General features: G+C 65.2%; 15 protein-coding genes. 12 read left to right on the top strand and 3 right to left on the bottom strand.

The window, feature by feature from the left end; genetic code table 11:
* Positions 1 to 40: 40 nt before the first annotated feature.
* The 3 genes from ABJ363_03965 to xth all read left to right on the top strand — a co-directional run bounded on the left by ABJ363_03965 (position 41) and on the right by xth (position 2608).
* Positions 41 to 853 carry a gamma-glutamyl-gamma-aminobutyrate hydrolase family protein gene (locus ABJ363_03965; GenBank protein MEP4378134.1) on the top strand — a complete coding sequence of 271 codons (813 nt, stop codon included), beginning with the start codon at positions 41 to 43 and terminating at the stop codon, positions 851 to 853.
* Between the two features lie 119 nt (positions 854 to 972).
* Entirely contained in the window at positions 973 to 1656 is a 684-nt protein-coding gene (locus tag ABJ363_03960; GenBank protein MEP4378133.1) for a fumarylacetoacetate hydrolase family protein, read from the top strand.
* A gap of 163 nt (positions 1657 to 1819) precedes the next feature.
* Positions 1820 to 2608 (top strand): exodeoxyribonuclease III, encoded by a 789-nt coding sequence (xth, locus tag ABJ363_03955; GenBank protein MEP4378132.1) that lies wholly within the window; start codon positions 1820 to 1822, stop codon positions 2606 to 2608.
* A 124-nt stretch (positions 2609 to 2732) separates the two neighbouring features.
* Here the strand turns inward: xth and ABJ363_03950 are convergent, their stop codons facing one another.
* The 3 genes from ABJ363_03950 to ABJ363_03940 are packed head-to-tail and all read right to left on the bottom strand — an operon-like array spanning position 2733 to position 6394.
* Positions 2733 to 3221 carry a class I SAM-dependent methyltransferase gene (locus ABJ363_03950; protein ID MEP4378131.1) on the bottom strand — a complete coding sequence of 163 codons (489 nt, stop codon included), beginning with the start codon at positions 3219 to 3221 and terminating at the stop codon, positions 2733 to 2735.
* On the bottom strand, positions 3218 to 3670 hold the full coding sequence (locus ABJ363_03945) for a cyclic nucleotide-binding domain-containing protein (protein ID MEP4378130.1): 453 nt from the start codon (positions 3668 to 3670) through the stop codon (positions 3218 to 3220). Before ABJ363_03945 ends, ABJ363_03950 begins: the two co-directional genes overlap by 4 nt.
* Before the next feature lie 45 nt (positions 3671 to 3715).
* Entirely contained in the window at positions 3716 to 6394 is a 2679-nt protein-coding gene (locus ABJ363_03940) for an ABC transporter transmembrane domain-containing protein (protein ID MEP4378129.1), read from the bottom strand.
* A gap of 180 nt (positions 6395 to 6574) precedes the next feature.
* Here ABJ363_03940 and ABJ363_03935 point away from each other — a divergent pair, with 180 nt between their 5' ends.
* The 9 genes from ABJ363_03935 (at position 6575) to ABJ363_03895 (ending at position 17345) form a co-directional block, all read left to right on the top strand.
* Positions 6575 to 7837 carry a hypothetical protein gene (locus ABJ363_03935; GenBank protein ID MEP4378128.1) on the top strand — a complete coding sequence of 421 codons (1263 nt, stop codon included), beginning with the start codon at positions 6575 to 6577 and terminating at the stop codon, positions 7835 to 7837.
* On the top strand, positions 7834 to 9114 hold the full coding sequence (locus ABJ363_03930; protein ID MEP4378127.1) for a glycosyltransferase: 1281 nt from the start codon (positions 7834 to 7836) through the stop codon (positions 9112 to 9114). Before ABJ363_03935 ends, ABJ363_03930 begins: the two co-directional genes overlap by 4 nt.
* A gap of 1 nt (position 9115) precedes the next feature.
* Complete coding sequence (locus ABJ363_03925) at positions 9116 to 10273, top strand: glycosyltransferase family 4 protein (GenBank protein MEP4378126.1); 1158 nt, start codon at positions 9116 to 9118, stop codon at positions 10271 to 10273.
* Complete coding sequence (locus tag ABJ363_03920) at positions 10270 to 10890, top strand: histidine phosphatase family protein (GenBank protein ID MEP4378125.1); 621 nt, start codon at positions 10270 to 10272, stop codon at positions 10888 to 10890. Before ABJ363_03925 ends, ABJ363_03920 begins: the two co-directional genes overlap by 4 nt.
* A complete protein-coding gene (locus ABJ363_03915; GenBank protein ID MEP4378124.1) occupies positions 10887 to 12062 on the top strand; it encodes a glycosyltransferase in 1176 nt (391 codons plus the stop codon). Before ABJ363_03920 ends, ABJ363_03915 begins: the two co-directional genes overlap by 4 nt.
* A 192-nt stretch (positions 12063 to 12254) precedes the next feature.
* Positions 12255 to 13034 carry a polysaccharide deacetylase family protein gene (locus ABJ363_03910; protein ID MEP4378123.1) on the top strand — a complete coding sequence of 260 codons (780 nt, stop codon included), beginning with the start codon at positions 12255 to 12257 and terminating at the stop codon, positions 13032 to 13034.
* Complete coding sequence (locus ABJ363_03905) at positions 13031 to 13576, top strand: hypothetical protein (protein MEP4378122.1); 546 nt, start codon at positions 13031 to 13033, stop codon at positions 13574 to 13576. Before ABJ363_03910 ends, ABJ363_03905 begins: the two co-directional genes overlap by 4 nt.
* Positions 13573 to 15462, top strand: coding sequence for an ABC transporter ATP-binding protein (locus tag ABJ363_03900; protein MEP4378121.1), 1890 nt, complete (start codon positions 13573 to 13575; stop codon positions 15460 to 15462). The genes ABJ363_03905 and ABJ363_03900 overlap by 4 nt, the downstream gene beginning before the upstream one ends.
* Positions 15462 to 17345: an ABC transporter substrate-binding protein gene (locus ABJ363_03895; GenBank protein MEP4378120.1), complete on the top strand. Its 1884-nt coding sequence runs from the start codon at positions 15462 to 15464 to the stop codon at positions 17343 to 17345. The genes ABJ363_03900 and ABJ363_03895 overlap by 1 nt, the downstream gene beginning before the upstream one ends.
* Positions 17346 to 17358 lie beyond the last annotated feature (13 nt).

The following is a 17358-nucleotide window of genomic DNA, read 5'->3' as shown; positions in this document are numbered from 1 at the left end:
TGTGCCGAATGACCGCGCGCCTTCCTGCTTGAGAATGTCCATGCCCCGCTCCGACACCTTCCGCCCGCTGATCGGCGTCAACGCCGATGTGAGAGACAATAACGGTATCGATTTCATCGGTACCGGGCTGAAATATGTGACCGCCGTGATCGAGGGTGCGGGCGGTATTCCGGTGATGGTGCCGACCCTGGGCGATGTGGACGGCGGCGGCGAACTGCATGTGGACGACCTCATCGACAAGCTCGACGGGCTGGTCCTGACCGGCGGACGCAGCAATGTCGAGCCCCATCACTATGACGGGGCGCCGTTCCGGCCCGAGACCCTGCGTGACCCCATGCGGGATTCCACGACCCTGCCGCTCGCCCGCAAATCGATCGCGCGCGGGCTGCCCATCTTCGGCATCTGCCGCGGCATCCAGGAAATCAACGTCGCACTCGGCGGCTCCCTGCACCCCTATTTGTGGGAACTCGATGGCGTCAACGATCACCGCATGCCCCAGACCGACGTGATGGCCAAACGCTTCGCCATCCGCCACCCGATCAACCTCACACCCGACGGGCTGTTCGCCGACATTGCGCAAAGCGCCGGCATCGACGGCCATGAGGTGATGGTAAATTCCCTGCACGGCCAGGGGCTCGACCGCGTTGCCGACGGGCTGCGCGTCGAGGCGGTCAGCGACGACGGCGTGGTCGAGGGGATCTCGATGCCCGGCAGCGCCGGCTTCGTCGCCGCCGTGCAGTGGCACGCCGAGTACAATGTCGGGAGCCATCCTTTCAACCGCGCCCTGTTCGAGGCTTTCGGCCATGCCTCGCGCCGCCGCGCCGCGGCCCGGGCCGGCGCGGATGTCGCCTGAGCATCGGCTTCGGCAGCCTGCAGAGCGGCAGTTTTCCCCACCCGGCCCCGTGACAAGTGTCGCCCCGGCAGCCTAAATAGGCGCCGCCAACAACAACAAATTTGAAAGCGAGAACAGGGATGGATTATGTCATTCCCGCGCCGGAACAGGTTTCCGTCGCCGTCGTCGGTGAAACCGCCCGCTATCCGGTGCGCCGCATCTTCTGCGTCGGCCGCAACTATGTCGCGCATATCCGCGAGATGGGCGGCGACGAGCGCGATCCGCCCTTCTATTTCTGCAAGCCGGCCGACGCGATCGTGCCGACGGGCGGGACCATCGACTACCCGCCCCAGACCAACAATCTCCACTACGAGATGGAACTGGTCGCAGCCATCGGCAAAGGCGGCGCGAACATCACGGAAGAAAACGCGCTCGACCATGTCTATGGCTACGCGACCGGCCTCGACATGACCCGCCGCGACGTCCAGATCGCCCATCGCGAGAAGGGACGTCCGTGGGACATGGGCAAGGGTTTCGACCAGTCGGCACCCTGCGGTGACATTCACCCGGTGGCCGACGTCGGCCACTTCCCGAAGGGCAACCTCTGGCTCAAGGTCAACGGCGAGACCAAACAGGATTCCGACCTCGAACTGATGATCTGGAACCTTAAGGAAACCATCGCCAACCTGTCCGGCCTGGTCACGCTCGCGCCGGGGGACCTCATCTACACCGGCACCCCCGACGGCGTCGGCCCCGTGGTTTCCGGCGACAAGATGCACGGTCATATCGACGGGCTGAGCGACATCGAAATCTCGGTGCGCTAAGTCTCACCGGAACGCATGCTTCGAGACGCGGCTTTCCGCCACTCCTCATTCTGAGGTTTGGCTATAAAAAGTCCGCTCCTCAGCATGAGGATTATATTTGAAACCTTACCCTGACGGGGCCGCGCAGCGGTCGTCTCGAAGGGGCAGCCGGAGAAGCCGAGCGATGCGGATCGCGACCTGGAACATCAACTCGGTCCGCATGCGGGCCCATCACCTCGCACAACTCGACGAACTTGCCGCGCCCGATGTTGTCTGCCTGCAGGAAACCAAGGTGGTCGACGAGCTGTTCCCCCACAACACGGTGGCGGACCTGTATCCCCACCGCCATGTGCGCGGGATGAAGGCGTATAACGGCGTCGCGATCCTGTCGAAGCTGCCTTTCACCGCGACGGGTGGACGCGACTGGTGCGGACGCGAGGACGCCCGCCATGTCACGGCAAAATTCGCGGGCGGGGTAGAGGTTCACAACTTCTACGTGCCCGCCGGCGGTGACGTGCCGGACCCCAAAAAGAACGACAAATTTGCCCACAAGCTCCAGTTCCTCGACGAGATGACAGACTGGCTGGCGGACATCGCCAGCCCGCGCGCCAAGCGCGTGCTCGTCGGCGACCTCAACATCGCCCCGCTGGAATCCGACGTCTGGTCACACAAGCAGCTCCTCGACGTGGTCAGCCACACGCCGGTGGAGGTGGAGGCGCTGGATCGGGTGCAAACCGCCCATGGCTGGGTCGACGCGGTCCGCCATTTCGCCGGGGACGAGGAAAAGCTCGCCAGCTGGTGGAGTTACCGGGCGAAGGACTGGCGGGCATCCGACCGGGGCCGCCGCCTCGACCATGTCTGGGTCACGCCGGCGCTCAAATCGAAGCTGAAGTCCTACGAGATTCTGCGCGACGCACGTGACTGGGTGAAGAGCTCGGACCATGTGCCTGTCGTGGTCGAGATCGACGCCTAGCCAAAACCTCGGTCGTCACTCCCGCGAAGGCGGGAGTCCATAACACCTGTACATGACCGGACTGCCGCCCGTGACTGTGGATGCCCGCCTGCGCGGGCATGACGAAACGAGTGATCAACTCCGCCTAAGCGCCAACCCGATACATGAAATAGCGCTCCGCCGGCACGCCGTCCGGCAGCGGCAGGGCCTCCCACCCGGCATCGGGAAACGGATTGTTCGCCACCAGAACCGCTCCGGATGCCAGCACCGGGCGCAACAGCGGGATCAGGGCCGCGGTCAGCGGCGCATCCTCCGCGGTGCCCGTCCCGAGGTCCGAATGCACCAGCGCCACGGCGTTCGCGAAGCGGCTCTGTTGCAAGGCCAGTTGGTCGACCACCTCGCCGAGAAACAGATGGTCGGCGTCGGGGGTGCTTTTGGGATTGGCGTTCACCACCCGGTCGAACACGAAAACCTCGCGGTCGGGCAGGGTCTCACGCAAATGATCGAAGGTGCGGCCATTGCCGAGACCCAGATCGAACACCGCACCAGGCACGTCGGCGATCATCCCGGCCGCGTTGTTGAGGCAGTCGCGCTGCGCCTGCATGCGCCGGATGAAACTGTCGAGCCGGCTCACGAGTTTTGCGCCAGCGCCTCGCGCAACTGCTGGGTCGTGTGCTCCAGGCGTGACGCCAGCTCCCGCATGATCTCGACCGACATCTCCGGGAACTCGGCCACCAGACGAAAGAACAGGTCTTTGGTAATTCTCAGGGTGACGGTCTTGGCGCTCGCCCGCACAGTGGCCGTGCGGGGCACATCGCACAGGATCGCGATTTCGCCGACGAAATCATTGCGCCCCAGCGATGCCACTTCGAGTTCGCCGTCCGGCGTGTCGACGATCACCTTCGCCGCCCCGTCGACAATGATATAGGCCGCGTCGCCCACATCGCCCTGGTTGAACAGGACCTGGTTCGGCTCATAGGTGATGCGCTCGGCCGTGAACGCCAACAGCTTCAGCTTCGACGGCTCGAGTTTCGCAAACAGCGGGATATTCCGCAGCAGTTCGACTTCTTCGTTCAGGCTCACGTTTCGTTACTCCCCATCGGCCACCGGTTTCCGCCCCGCCCCGCGCTAGGAGGACTGAAGCAGTTCATGCAGGGCCGTCCCCTCTTTGTTCAACTCGTCATAGCTGCCCTGTTCGGCGATCTGGCCATCGGCCAGCACGGCGACCTGGGCAAACTGCGACGCCATCGAGGCCCGGTTCGCGACCCAGACCACACCCTGGCCGCCGCGGGCTTCGAGCACCTTCGCGGCGAGGCGGTCCTGGGCTGCCGGGTCGAGCGCCGAAGATGATTCGTTCAACACCATGATATCGGCGCGCTTGAGCAGGGCCCTGGCAATACCCATGCGCTGGCGCTGACCGGACGACAGGCGGCTGCCGCCGACCCCGACCTGGAATTCCAGCCCCGCTTCGAGAACCGCGCCGCGAAGCCCGAGATTGTCGAGCGTCTCCGCCACCAGGCCGCCGATCCGGCGCATGCCCTCCGCCTGTCCATAGACCAGCTTGCCGAACAGGATGTTGTCCTGGAGCGACCCCGCAGCGTTATATTTCTCCGGCTCGAAAAACTCGACCCCGCCGCGAAGATCATCGGGCAGGTTCTCGGCGAACAGTTCGCGGGCGCGAAGAATCTTCGTCTCCAGTTCGTCCGTGACGACCCCGAGCCGGTGCTGCGCGGTCACCACCTTGAACGGCAGCGACAGCAGCGATGCGCGATCCTCGGGCCGCATGTCGTCAGCGCCGCTCTTTTCCGTGCGCGACAGGAGCGTGCGGAACTCTGGCAGATCGTCCGAGCTGATAAAGGAATATTGTTCGAAGAATTCGTGGCCGGGCGGCAAATCCGCGAAGATTTCGATCATCGTCTCGGCGACCGACCGTCCCGCCGCCAGCATGTCGTCGATCAGGTCGGCATCGCGCAGGACCTGCAGCACATAATCATTCTCGGCCATGCGATCGTGATCGAATGCATCGCCGACCGTCGTGCCGAACAGGAGGTTCTCCGCCACGCTGGCATTGGTGTTGTAGCGCGACCTGTCGAATTTCTCGACCAGCCCGGCATATTCCGGCTCGCTCAGGCGTTCGGTGAGGCCCGCGCGGGCCTTCAGTGCGGCCTCGGCGATGTCCTGGCGGCGATCCGGGTCGATCGTGCCGCGCAGGCCGAGATTGTAGATGTCGTCGGACATTTCGACGATATCGAGCACCTGGATCAGGCGGGTGAACAGCTCGTCCATATTCTCGACGCCGGCCGCCTCGAAATCGACCCAATCCGCCCGATAGTCGAACACGATGTTACCGGTGCGTGCGGCCTCGGCGAAGTCCCGTTCGCGCGCGGGGGCCTCCTCGTCATCATAATCGGCCGGGCGCAGCGGGCGGTTCTTGAGCCCGTAGAGAAGATTATCGCGCACGCTGGCGGACTGCATGAACGGCGCCCCCGACACATAGGTCATGCGCCGGCCGGTGACCGATTCCGGCAGCGCGGTCAGGTCATGGCCGGCAATCTTGATCTGGCCCGATGTGGGAACCGCGAGCCGCGCCAGCACCTGGCCGAGATAATCTTTCCCGCTGTTGCCCGCGCCGACGACCGCAAGATTGGAATCGGTGACCTGCTTGATCGTCAGATTGGCGAGCCGGCGCACTTCGTCTTCGTCGACCAGGCTGAGATTCGAAATATCGATCTCGCCGGCCAGCGAGAAACCCGGCTCGGGGTCGGTGTGCTGCATCGCATCGTCGAGCATCCCGTCAACATCGAACTGGCTGACCACCTGGTCATACTTGACCCGCGCATCGGCCTGCTGCTGGTACCAGTTGAGCATTTCCTTCCACGGCGACGACATCTCCCGATGCGCGCCGATCACCGCCACAAGCTGTCCAATATCGAGCTTGTTGTCGATCACCAGCAGGCCGCCGAACAGGTAGAAGAGAAATGGCGCCAGCTTGTCGAGGAAGTTGTTCAGCGCCTTGATCATGTACTTGCGTTGAAAAATCTCGAACCGGATATTGTAGATGTTGCTCAGGCGGTCCGTGAAACGCGCGAGTTCCAGGTTCGAGGCGTCATTGGCGTGGATGTCGACGATACCGCTGACGGTCTCGCCCACATGATCCGACAAATGGCGTATTTCCCGCAGCCGGGCCTTGCCCAACGCGCTGACCTTTTTCTGCAGCCGCGGCACCACATAGATTTGCAGCGGATAGAAGGCAGCGGCGGCCAGGCCGAGCCACGGATTCTGAACAATGATGAAGCCGATCGCCACGAGCAGCAGCCCGCCCTGGAAGATCGGATCGACCACCGCACCCACAAAGAAGGCGCCGACCGGCTCCGTCTCGGCGGTGATCATGGAGATGATCTCGCCCTGGCTGGTCCGCTTGAAGCGCGGGATCGGGAATCGCAGGACCCGGGAATAGAGCGCATAGCGCAGGCGGCGCAGGAGCCGTTCGGCCGTCCGCCCCTTGGTCGTGTTGATGTGGAACTTGAGCCCGTTGTTGACGACAACGAGCGCCAGGAAAACGGTGCACAGGATGACAAGGAAGGTGGACTGGGAGACCTGCAGCGGGATCTCCAGCGCCCCCAGGACCGCCAGCTGGAAGACATCCTCCTTCGCTTCCAGGGCCCGGTTGATAATCTGCTTGGGCAGATCCAGGAGCATGAAACCCACGGGCCAGGACAACACCACGAAAGCCAGTATGCCCAGCTGCTGGCGTCCGCTGTAGCGCAGCACAAAACTGTACATGCTGCGTTCGAGACGTTCGTTCACACGCTTCTCCCGGAAACTCTATACTTCACGCATATCAGAGCGGAGACTAGCGCATACAAGCAAAAACGGTAACTCATTCGCGAGCAAGTTCTTCCGATTGTTGATGAATCAAGGACTTTCGGCGAATAACCGGGTTGTGCCATAGTCCCGGCGAACGCGCGCCACGAACGGGAGTTGGTTTTGCCCACGCGCAACCGGCGAGTCCTGATCTACAGCCACGATACCTTCGGCCTCGGCCATCTGCGCCGCTGCCGCGCCATCGCGCATGCGCTGGTCCAGCACGATCCGGGCCTGAGTGTGCTGATCCTGTCCGGCTCCCCGATTATCGGGAACTTCGAATTCCGCGACCGGGTCGATTTCGTGCGCATCCCCGGTGTCATCAAGCTGCAGAACGGGGAGTACAAGCCCCTGAAACTGCCGATGGACATCGAGGAAACGGTCGCCCTGCGCGCCAACATCATTCGCCACACAGCGCTGTCCTACGAGCCCGACGTGTTTATCGTCGACAAGGAGCCCCACGGCCTGCGCGGCGAAGTGCTCGACACCCTCGTTGCCCTCAAGAAACGCGGCACCCAGCTGATCCTCGGCCTGCGCGACATTCTCGATGATCCGCTCCTGCTGGCGCCCGAATGGCAGACCAAGAACGTGCTGCCGGCGCTGGAAAATCTCTACGACGAAATCTGGATCTACGGCCTGCCCCAGGTCTCGAACCCGCTCGAAGGACTCGACCTGCCGGGCGCCATCGCGCGCAAGACCAGCTATACCGGGTATCTGCGCCGCGCGGTGCGAAGCGGCGCGGCCGCCCTCGATGCCGACAAACCTTTCGGCGACCGGCCATATATAATGGTCACGGCCGGCGGCGGCGGCGACGGCGAGCTCATGTTCGACTGGGTGTTGCGCGCCTACGAGAATGATTCCGCGCAGCCGGTGCCCGCCTTCTTCATGTTCGGGCCGTTTCTCGACCCCGACCTCGTCTCGCAATTCACCGCCCGGATCGCCCGGCTGCACAATGTCGAATCGGTCACCTTCGACACGCACCCCGAATCCCTGATTTCGGATGCGGCCGGGATCGTCGCCATGGGCGGCTACAACACGGTGTGTGAAATCCTGTCCTTCGATCGGCCGTCGCTGATCGTGCCGCGTACCAAGCCGCGCCTCGAACAATTTCTGCGCGCATCGCGCATGCAGGAGATGGGGCTGGTGAAGATGCTCGTCCCAGAAGCGGCTGCCATCGACCAGACCTCGCTGCCCGACTGGAAGGTGATGGCGACCGCGCTCCGACATCTGCCGCAGCAGAGCGTGCCCTCGGAAGTCGTCGTGCCGGGCCTTCTCGATGGTCTGCGCAATGTGAACCGGCTCGTCGAAATCGCCGCCGGACGCCGCCATGCGGGCATGCATGTCGTCGATCGCGGCAGATCCGGGCAGCATACGGGTCACTCTTGAGCCCCGGGACATTGCCGGCCGGATCACGCATCGCCGTGATCGTGAAGGGCTATCCGCGCCTTTCCGAAACCTTCATCGCCCAGGAACTTCACGGCCTCGAAGCACGCGGGTTCGCGCTCGACATCCAGTCACTGCGCGCGCCCTATGATCCCGCGACCCATCCGATCCATGACGAGATCAGCGCGCCCGTCACCTATCTGCCCGAGTATCTCTGGCGTGAACCCCTGCGGGTTCTGCGCGGCTGGCGGCGCGCACGACGTCTGCCCGGCTATCGCGCCGCCTGGTCGAGATTCCGCGCCGACTGGCGCCGTGATCGCACGCCCAATCGAATACGCCGTTTCGGCCAGGCCTGCGTACTCGCCGCCGATCTCGACACGGCTACAGACCTGCTCTACGCCCATTTCCTGCACACGCCGGCCTCCGTCACCCGCTACGCCGCGACGATGCGCGGCCTGCCGTTCGCCGTGTCCGCCCATGCCAAGGACATCTGGACGACCCCGGACTGGGACATCGCTGAAAAGATTACCGACGCGGCGTGGCTGACGACCTGCACCCGCGCCGGGGCCGAACAGCTGCGCTCGCTCGCAGGCGACGTCTCGGACAGGATTCATCTGAATTATCACGGCCTCGATTTCGCGCGCTTCCCCCGGAACGACTCTCCCGACAAAACCGCCGACACGACCGGACCGCTTCAGATTGCGTCGGTCGGGCGCCTCGTGGCCAAGAAAGGCTATGACGACCTGCTTGATGCGCTCGCCCGCCTTCCGGCTGATCTTGACTGGCGGCTCGAACATATCGGCGGCGGCGCGCTGTCCGGCGCGCTTCAAAATCAGGCCCGGCGGCTCGGCATCGACGGCCGGATCGACTGGCACGGGCGCCAGCCCCAGACCGACGTCCGCGCGCTGCTCGCCCGCGCCGACATGTTCGTACTGGCCAGCAAGATCGCGCCCGACGGCGATCGCGACGGGCTGCCCAACGTGCTGCTCGAAGCCCAGTCGATGGGCGTGGCCTGCGTGGCAACCGACGAGGCGGGCATCCCCGAACTGATCACCGATGGCGAGACCGGTATTCTGACGGCGCCAGGTGATCCGGCGGCACTCGCCGACGCAATTCAGACGCTGGCCGCAGACGCCGGGCGCCGGGCGGCGATCGCCGCCGCCGGTGCGCGCAATGTGCGGGAGCGTTTCGACATGAATGCGGGCCTCGACGCGATCGCCGACGACCTGCGCGACGCCGCCGGCCCGCCTGCATCCGACACCAGCGCGGCAGCCGCCTGACATGCGTATCGCGTTCTACGCGCCGATGAAGCCGCCCGATCATCCGGTTCCCTCGGGCGATCGCCATCTGGCGCGGTTGCTCTTGCTCGCACTCCGCCATGCCGGTCACAAACCCGAGCTCGTCTCGCGATTCGTCAGCCGGGACGGGGCAGGCGACCCGGACCGCCAGGCTCGGCTCAGGGTCCTGGGCGAGAAATTCGCCGCGCGGCTGATCCGGCGCCTCGCGGCACGCCCGCCGCATGAACGTCCCGAGGCCTGGTTCACCTATCACGTCTATCACAAGGCCCCTGACTGGATCGGCCCACCGGTCGCGGATTCACTTGGCATTCCCTACATCATCACCGAGGCGTCCACCGCACCCAAACGCGCCGGCGGTCCGTGGGACATCGGCTACCGGGGCGCCAACGCCGCCATCGCGCGTGCCGATGCGATCCTCACCCTCAACAGCGACGACTGGGACTGCCTCCAGCCGGTCGCGACCCCGCCGGTGCTTCACCGGCGGATGTTTCCTTTCGTCGACGCCGCCCCGTTCACGGCAGCGGCCGCACGGCGCGGCAATCTGCGTGACGCGCTCATCCGCGACACCGGCTGGCCTGCCGACGCCTTGATTCTGCTGGCGGTCGGCATGATGCGGGCCGGCGCCAAGCAGGACTCCTACGAACAGCTCGCCGCCGCGCTGCCGCAGCTCGACGGGGGAAACTGGCGCCTGCTCGTCGCGGGCGACGGCCCCCGACGCGCGGAGATCGAGGCGACGTTGGAGGCCGCGGCACCCGGCCGGGTCAGATTACTCGGCACGCTCCAGCCCGAACGCCTGGCCGAGACCTACGCGCTCGCCGACATCCTCGTCTGGCCGGCCGTCGATGAGGCATTCGGTATCGCGCTACTCGAGGCGCAGGCCGCGGGCCTGCCCGTGATCGCCGGCAAGGCGCGCGGCGTACCGGATATTGTCGGATCCGGCGTGACCGGATTGTTGCCCGCTCCGGGCGACCCCGACGCGTTTGCCGCAGCGGTCCGGCGCCTGATGGACGATTCGGACCTGCGCGCCCGGATGGGCACCGCCGCCATGCGCCGGATCGGCGCCAAGTTCGATCTCCCCACGGCGGCCGCCATGCTCGACTCCACCCTGAACACCGTCTCCATCGCCGGGCGCGCCGCGTGACCCGGCTCGCCTTTATCCGTCACGGCCTGACCGACTGGAATGTCGAGCGGCGCATGCAGGGCCGCCGCGACATCCCGCTGAATGACGACGGGCGCGCCATGGTCGCTGCCTGGCGTTTGCCCTCCGATTTTCTGGGCGAACTCGCCGGCCTGCCGATCGTCGCCAGCACGCTCGTCCGCTGTCGCGAAACGGCGGACATCCTCAAGGCCAACAATCCGGGCCTCGGGCCGATCACCTATGACGAGCGTCTGGTCGAGAAGCATTGGGGCATTTGGGAAGGCCGGAACCTGCACGAAATGGAGGCCAAACTCGGCGACGACGCCCACCTGGGCGACCATCGGCCCGAAGGCGGGGAGAGCCGGCTCGACATGCTGCCACGGGTCGCCGATGCGCTGGCGGAACTCGCCACCGACCCCGCGCCGCGCATCGTCGTCACCCATCGCGGGGTCATCCGCACCGTCTATGCGCTGGCCACCGGCTGGAACCTGACCGGCGAAACTCCGGACGAGATGTCGCGGCGCAAGGCACAGATCTTCCATGCGTCACCTGACGGCAGCGCGGAAATCGATGCGCTCAATGTTTCGCTCGCCGCGCCGACACAAGGCACCGGCAAATGAGCCCGCGCCCGAAAATTCTGTTCTACGTGCAACATCTGCTGGGCATCGGCCATCTGATGCGCACCGGCACCCTGGCCCGCGCGCTCGACGCCGGAGGTTTCGACGTGCTGCTGGTGTCTGGCGGCACCGCCGTGCCCGGCTTTGACGCTGGGGCCGCGCGCTTCGCCCAGCTGCCGCCGACCCGCGCGACCGACAAGTTCTTCAAGGTGCTGGTCGACGCGGACGACAACAGGATCGACGACGCGTGGAAGGCCCGCCGACGCGACCATTTGCTTGCGATTTTCGAAGACGAGCAGCCGGACATCATCCTGATCGAGATGTATCCGTTCGGGCGCCGGCAGATGCGTTTCGAGATCGAGCCTCTCATCGCAGCCGCCCGCGGGCAGGGCACCAATCGGCCGCTCATTGTCTCGTCGGTACGAGACATCCTGGTCGAACCCGGCAAGCCCGAGCGCATCGACGAGATGGTGACGCGGACCCGCGACTTTTTCGACCTCGTGCTGATCCATGGCGACCCCGACTTCATCGCCTTCGACGAGACCTTTCCCCGCATGTCCGAGATCGCGGATATCTCCCGCTACACCGGCTATGTCGTGGATCCGGCGCCCGCGCGCAACGAGAAGGGCCCCGGCGCGGGCGAGGTCATCGTGTCCACCGGCGGCGGCGCGGTGAGCGACGACATGCTCGAAGCGGCCATCGGCGCGCGCGCGCTGACCGCCGCACCCGGCCTGTCGGATGCGCCGTGGCGGGTCCTGATCGGTCACAATTTGCCGGAAACAGACTTTACGGCATACCGCGACAGCGCACCCGGCGGGATCACGGTCGAGCGATCGCGGCCCGATTTTCCTCGGTTGCTCGCGAATTGCCGGCTGTCGATTTCCCAGGGCGGCTACAACACGGTGATGGAGGTTCTGGCCGCCCGCACGCCGGCCGTCTGCATCCCCTATGCAGGCGGGCTCGAAAGCGAACAGACCCTGCGCTGCCGCTTGCTGGCGGACCGGGGGGCCCTGCAAATCATCGAACCCGACGCAGTCAACCCGCCGGCCGTCGCCGCGGCGGTCGATCGGGCGGTAACCGTCGATCGGGCCACCGATTCCGGCCTCGACCTCGGCGGTGCGCGGAACAGCGCGGAAATCCTGAAATCGGCGCTGAATCGCCACCGCGGCGCCTGATCAGTCCGGACCTGGCCCGACCTTGACCTGAGTTAACCATGAATTTCCCCGAAATCCGGGTTACTCCCGGCTCTCGAACCGGCTAGTCTGATGGCTGGGAGACAGTCCGGATTGGGGGGTTCGGGCCGCGCAGGGAGTGTTTGCAAACCCATGGCCCCGGCTATGCCAAATTCTATGCCCGACAGCTCTGACATGCCGGATTCGGCGTGGGGCGCCCTCATGGGTGAACTCGACAGCTGGGCGGGCGACGGCCTGACTGCGAGCTTCTGGTGGCGCGACGACGACGCCGCCGACCACACGCCCGCGCTCGACCGGTTGCTGGAACAGCGCGCCCAGCTTGATATTCCCCTCGCACTGGCCGTCATTCCCGCGAACGCCACCGGCGGCCTGCGGGACCGACTGGCGGACGAGACGGGCATCTCGGTCCTGCAGCACGGTTACTCCCACAAGGACTTCAACGCCGGGGAGGGCCGCAAGATCGAGCTCGACGACAGCCGCCCGGCCGAGTATGTGGTCGCCGATCTGGCGATGGGCGGCCAGGCATTGGAAAAATTCGCCAGTCGCCTTCCCGTGCTCGTGCCACCTTGGAACAGAATAGCCCCGCACATCGTTCCCTTCCTGCCGGAGATCGGCATTCGGGGATTGAGCACCATCGGCGCACGCAAGCGCGAGGCCCCCGTCCGGGGGTTGCGTCAATCCAATGTTCATCTCGACGTGATCGATTGGCACGGCAAACGAACCGGCATGGCGCGAGGCTTCATGGGGGCGGACAATATTATCGACGACACGCTGAAACATCTGACCGCGCGGCGCACCGGTGACGCCGACACAAACGAACCAACCGGCCTGATGACCCATCACGCCGACATGAACGACGACATGCACGCCTTTGTGGGCGAATTTGTGAACCGCACCCGGGCCCACCCTGCGGTAGTCTGGCAATCCCCCGCCGAGGTATTCGCGATCACATGACCCGTCACCGCTACTCGCCCCGCGCCATCAACGCGGATCTGCTGCGCGCCGGCATCGGGCTCTTCTGTTGCCTGGTGCCTCTGGCCGCCGTCGATTTCGGTATCGTCGTCACCCTGGTTTTCGCCATCCCCGCCGTGTTGTTCGCCATCTTCGGGCTACGCACCTGGCGCAACCGGGCGATTACGGTGCGGGTGGATTCGGATGGCATTTCAACCGGAGGCCCCGGTGGCGCAAACATTCCGTGGCCAGACCTCGCCACCGTAAAGCTTTCCTATTTCTCGACCCGGCGCGATCGCGAGGCCGGCTGGATGCAGCTCAAGCTTCAGGGGGCAAACCGCACCATCGCGCTCAACTCCGCGCTGGAGGATTTCGAGACCATCTGCCGCGCCGCCTTCGAGGCCGCCCGTCAGCTCGACATCGAACTCACCGATGCCAGCGCGCGCAACTTTGCGGCCCTTGGTCTCGGCGCGATTATGCCGGATCATGACCCCACTCCCGCGGCCCTCACCGGCTGGGGCAACCCGGCGGATTGGCGACGATGACCGACCTCCTGACCGTTCGCGACCTCAAGGTCGACTTCACCGTGCACGGTGACCAGCTGCGCGCCGTGGACGGCGTGTCCTTCCGGGTCCGCCAGGGCGGCACCACGGCACTGGTCGGCGAATCCGGCTCGGGCAAGTCGGTCTGCAGCCAGGCCATCATGGGCATCCTCCCGAACATCGGCAGCATCGCCGGCGGTGAGATTTTGTTCACCGATCCGCGCGGCGACGGCACCCCGGTCGATCTGGCGAAACTGGAACGCGACGGCAAGGCAATGCGGTCAATCCGCGGCGGCCGGGTGTCGATGATCTTCCAGGAACCGATGACATCCCTGTCGCCGCTCCACACGGTCGGCGACCAGATCACCGAGGCACTCCACCTGCACCGCGACGTGGACAAGCAGACCGGCACCGAGCTCGCCGCCGACATGCTGCGCCTGGTCGGCTTCCCCGACCCGCCCCGCGCGCTCAAGACCTATCCCTTCGAGCTGTCGGGTGGGCTGCGCCAGCGCGCCATGATCGCCATGGCGCTGGTCTGCCGTCCCGCGTTGCTCATCGCCGACGAACCCACCACCGCATTGGACGTGACGATCCAGGCGCAGATCCTGAAGCTGATCAAGGACCTTCAGTCGGAACTCGACATGGCGGTCCTGATGATCACCCATGATCTGGGCGTGGTCGCGAACGTCGCCGAGGAGGTCGTGGTGATGTTCCGCGGCAAGGTGATGGAAAGCGGCACCGTCGAGGATATCTATCGCGCACCCGGCCACCCCTATCTCAAGGCGCTGCTCAACGCCGTGCCGCGCTTCGGCCTCGCCGAGGGCGAACGCCTCGTGCCGCTGCGCGAGATCAAGGCGGAATCCGGTGAGTTGATCAAGCCCGATGCCGACCGCGCGCCCCAGGCGGCCGCCGGCACACCGCTTCTCAAGGTCGACGGCATCTCCAAGAGCTTCCTGATCCGCAAGGGCAGCTATTTCGGCTCCCAGGAAGCGCGCTCAGTCCTCGCCGTGGACGATGTCAGCTTCGAGATCGCGCGCGGCGAATGCCTCGGCCTGGTCGGCGAATCCGGCTGCGGCAAGACCACGACGTCGAAGATGATCATGCGTGCGCTCGCCACCGACAGCGGCAGCGTTACCTTCTATGACGGCGGCCAGCCGGTCGACGTGCTGGCGCTCAAGGGCCGCGAGCTCAAGGATTTCCGCCGCCGGGTACAGTTAATCTTCCAGGACCCCTTCGGCTCCCTGAACCCCCGCATGACCGTGTTCGAGATCATCGCCGAACCCCTCGTCATCCATGACATCGGCACGGCCGAGACCCGCGCCGACACGGTGCGCGAGCTGATGCGCCTGGTCGGCCTCGACCCCCGCTTCCTCAACCGCTACCCCCACAGCTTCTCCGGCGGCCAGCGCCAGCGCATCGGCATCGCCCGCGCGCTCGCGCTCAAACCGGACCTGCTGATCTGCGACGAGCCGGTGAGCGCGCTCGACGTGTCGATCCAGGCCCAGATCCTCAACCTGCTCAAGGATCTCCAGTCGGCCCTCGGGCTGACATATCTGTTTATCAGCCATAACCTCGCGGTCGTCGATTACATCGCCGACCGGATCGCCGTGATGTGCGCCGGGCGCCTGGTCGAGCTGGCGCCGGCGAAGACCCTGTTTCGCAACCCGTCCCACCCCTACACCCAGGCGCTGCTTTCGGCCGTGCCCGAGCCGAGCCTCGACAACCGCCTCGATCTGGCCGACCTGATGGAGGATCGCGCCTCCGATCCGGCCCGCTGGCCAGCGCCCTTCACAATCGACAATCAATCCCGCCCCCGGCTCGTCGAGCTGGAAGACGGGCACTATGTACGCGCCGACCCGGAACGCGGCGCCCTGCCGGAGGTCGCGTGATGCGCCTGAAGATCATTGCCCCCATCATCGCCGCACTCGCCTTGACGCCGGCAACCGCTGCCGCCGACTTCGCGGAATCTCCCATGCTCGCGGCCGAGGTCAAGGAAGGCTACCTCCCGCCGGTCGACCAACGGCTGCCCCGTCCGCCGCGCGTCATCGACACCGGCCCCGGCGTCTATGGCGGCGATCTGCGCATCGCGATGGCCCGCGCGCGCGACACCCGACTGATGACGGTCTACGGCTATGCCCGGCTCGTCGGCTATGACGGCGGCTACAATCTGGTGCCGGATATCCTCGAATCCTTCGAGACGGTCGACGACAAAATTTTTACCTTCAAGCTCCGCAAGGATCACAAATGGTCCGACGGCCATCCCTTCACGACGGAGGATTTCCGTTACTGGTGGGAGGAAATGGCCAACAATTCCGACCTGTCCCCGCTCGGGCCGCCGGTCCTGCTGAAGGTCGAGGGCGAGGTCCCGAAGGTCGAAATCCTCGACGCGCAAACAATTCGCTTCAGCTGGTCGAAACCGAACCCGTTCTTCCTGCCCGCACTGGCCGGCCCGCGCCCGCCCTTCATTTACCGGCCCGCCCATTATCTGAAGCAGTTCCACAAGAAATACGCCGACCCGGCCGAGCTCGAGGCATTCATCAAGAAGCGGCGCATGCGTGGCTGGGGACCCCTGCATAACAGCCAGGACAATCTCTATGACATGGACAACCCGGCGCTGCCGACCCTGCAGCCCTGGTTCAACACGATCCGCCCGCCGGCCCAGCAGTTCGTGTTCATGCGCAATCCCTATTTCCATCGGGTCGACAAGGCCGGCAACCAGCTGCCCTATATCGACCGGGTCCTGATGAACATCTCCGACGGCAAGCTGATCCCGGCCAAGGCCAGCGCCGGCGAAATCGACCTGCAGGCCCGCAACCTGTTCATGAGCCACTTCACCTTCCTGAAACAGTCGGAAGAGAAGGAGGGCTTCAAGACCCTGTTGTGGGATACCTCGCTCGGCGCGCGGATCGCGCTCTACCCCAACCTGCACATCGCCGACCCGGGCTGGCGTGAGGTCTTCCGCAACCGTGATTTCCGCCACGCGCTCAGCCTCGCCATCGACCGCGAGGAGATCAACGAGGTGATCTATTTCGGTCTCGCCCAGCCGTCGAACAACACGGTACTGCCGCAGAGCCCGCTGTTCCGCGAGGAATTCCAGACCAAATGGGCCGCGTTCGATCTCGACCGCGCCAACGCGCTGCTCGATGGCATGGGCCTCGAGAAACGCGACAAGGACGGGGTCCGCCTGCTGCCCGACGGGCGGCGGCTCGAGATCGTCGTCGAGACCGCGGGCGAGGAGACCGAGCAGACCGACGTGCTCGAGCTGGTCCATGATTCCTGGCTCGACATCGGCGTGAAGATCTTCACCCGCCCGTCCCAGCGCGAGGTGTTCCGCAACCGGGTGTTCGCAGGCGAGACCATGATGGGGGTCTGGTTCGGGGCGAACAACGGCATCGTCACCGCGAATATGAGCCCCGAGGAATTCGTCCCGACCCGGCAGGATCAGTACCAGTGGCCGAAATGGGGCCAGTATTATCAGACCGAGGGCCAGGCCGGAGACGCCATCGACATGCCCGCGGCCCAGGAATTGTTCGACCTGTTCCGCCGCTGGCAATCCGCATCGTCCCAGGCCGAACGCACCGAATTCTGGGAACGCATCCTGCAGATCAACGCCGACGAGACCTTCACCATCGGCGTCGTGTGCTGCACCAAGCAGCCGGTCGTCGTGATGCAGAACCTCAAGGGTGTGCCCGAGAAGGCGATCTACGCCTGGGACCCGGGCGCCCATTTCGGCATCTACCTGCCCGACACCTTCTACTTCGAACGCCCCTAGCCGCATTCGCAGA

This window comes from Alphaproteobacteria bacterium, assembly GCA_039980135.1.
Taxonomy (GTDB): domain Bacteria; phylum Pseudomonadota; class Alphaproteobacteria; order UBA6615; family UBA6615; genus UBA8079.
This window is presented reverse-complemented; position numbering and strand designations above follow the sequence as displayed.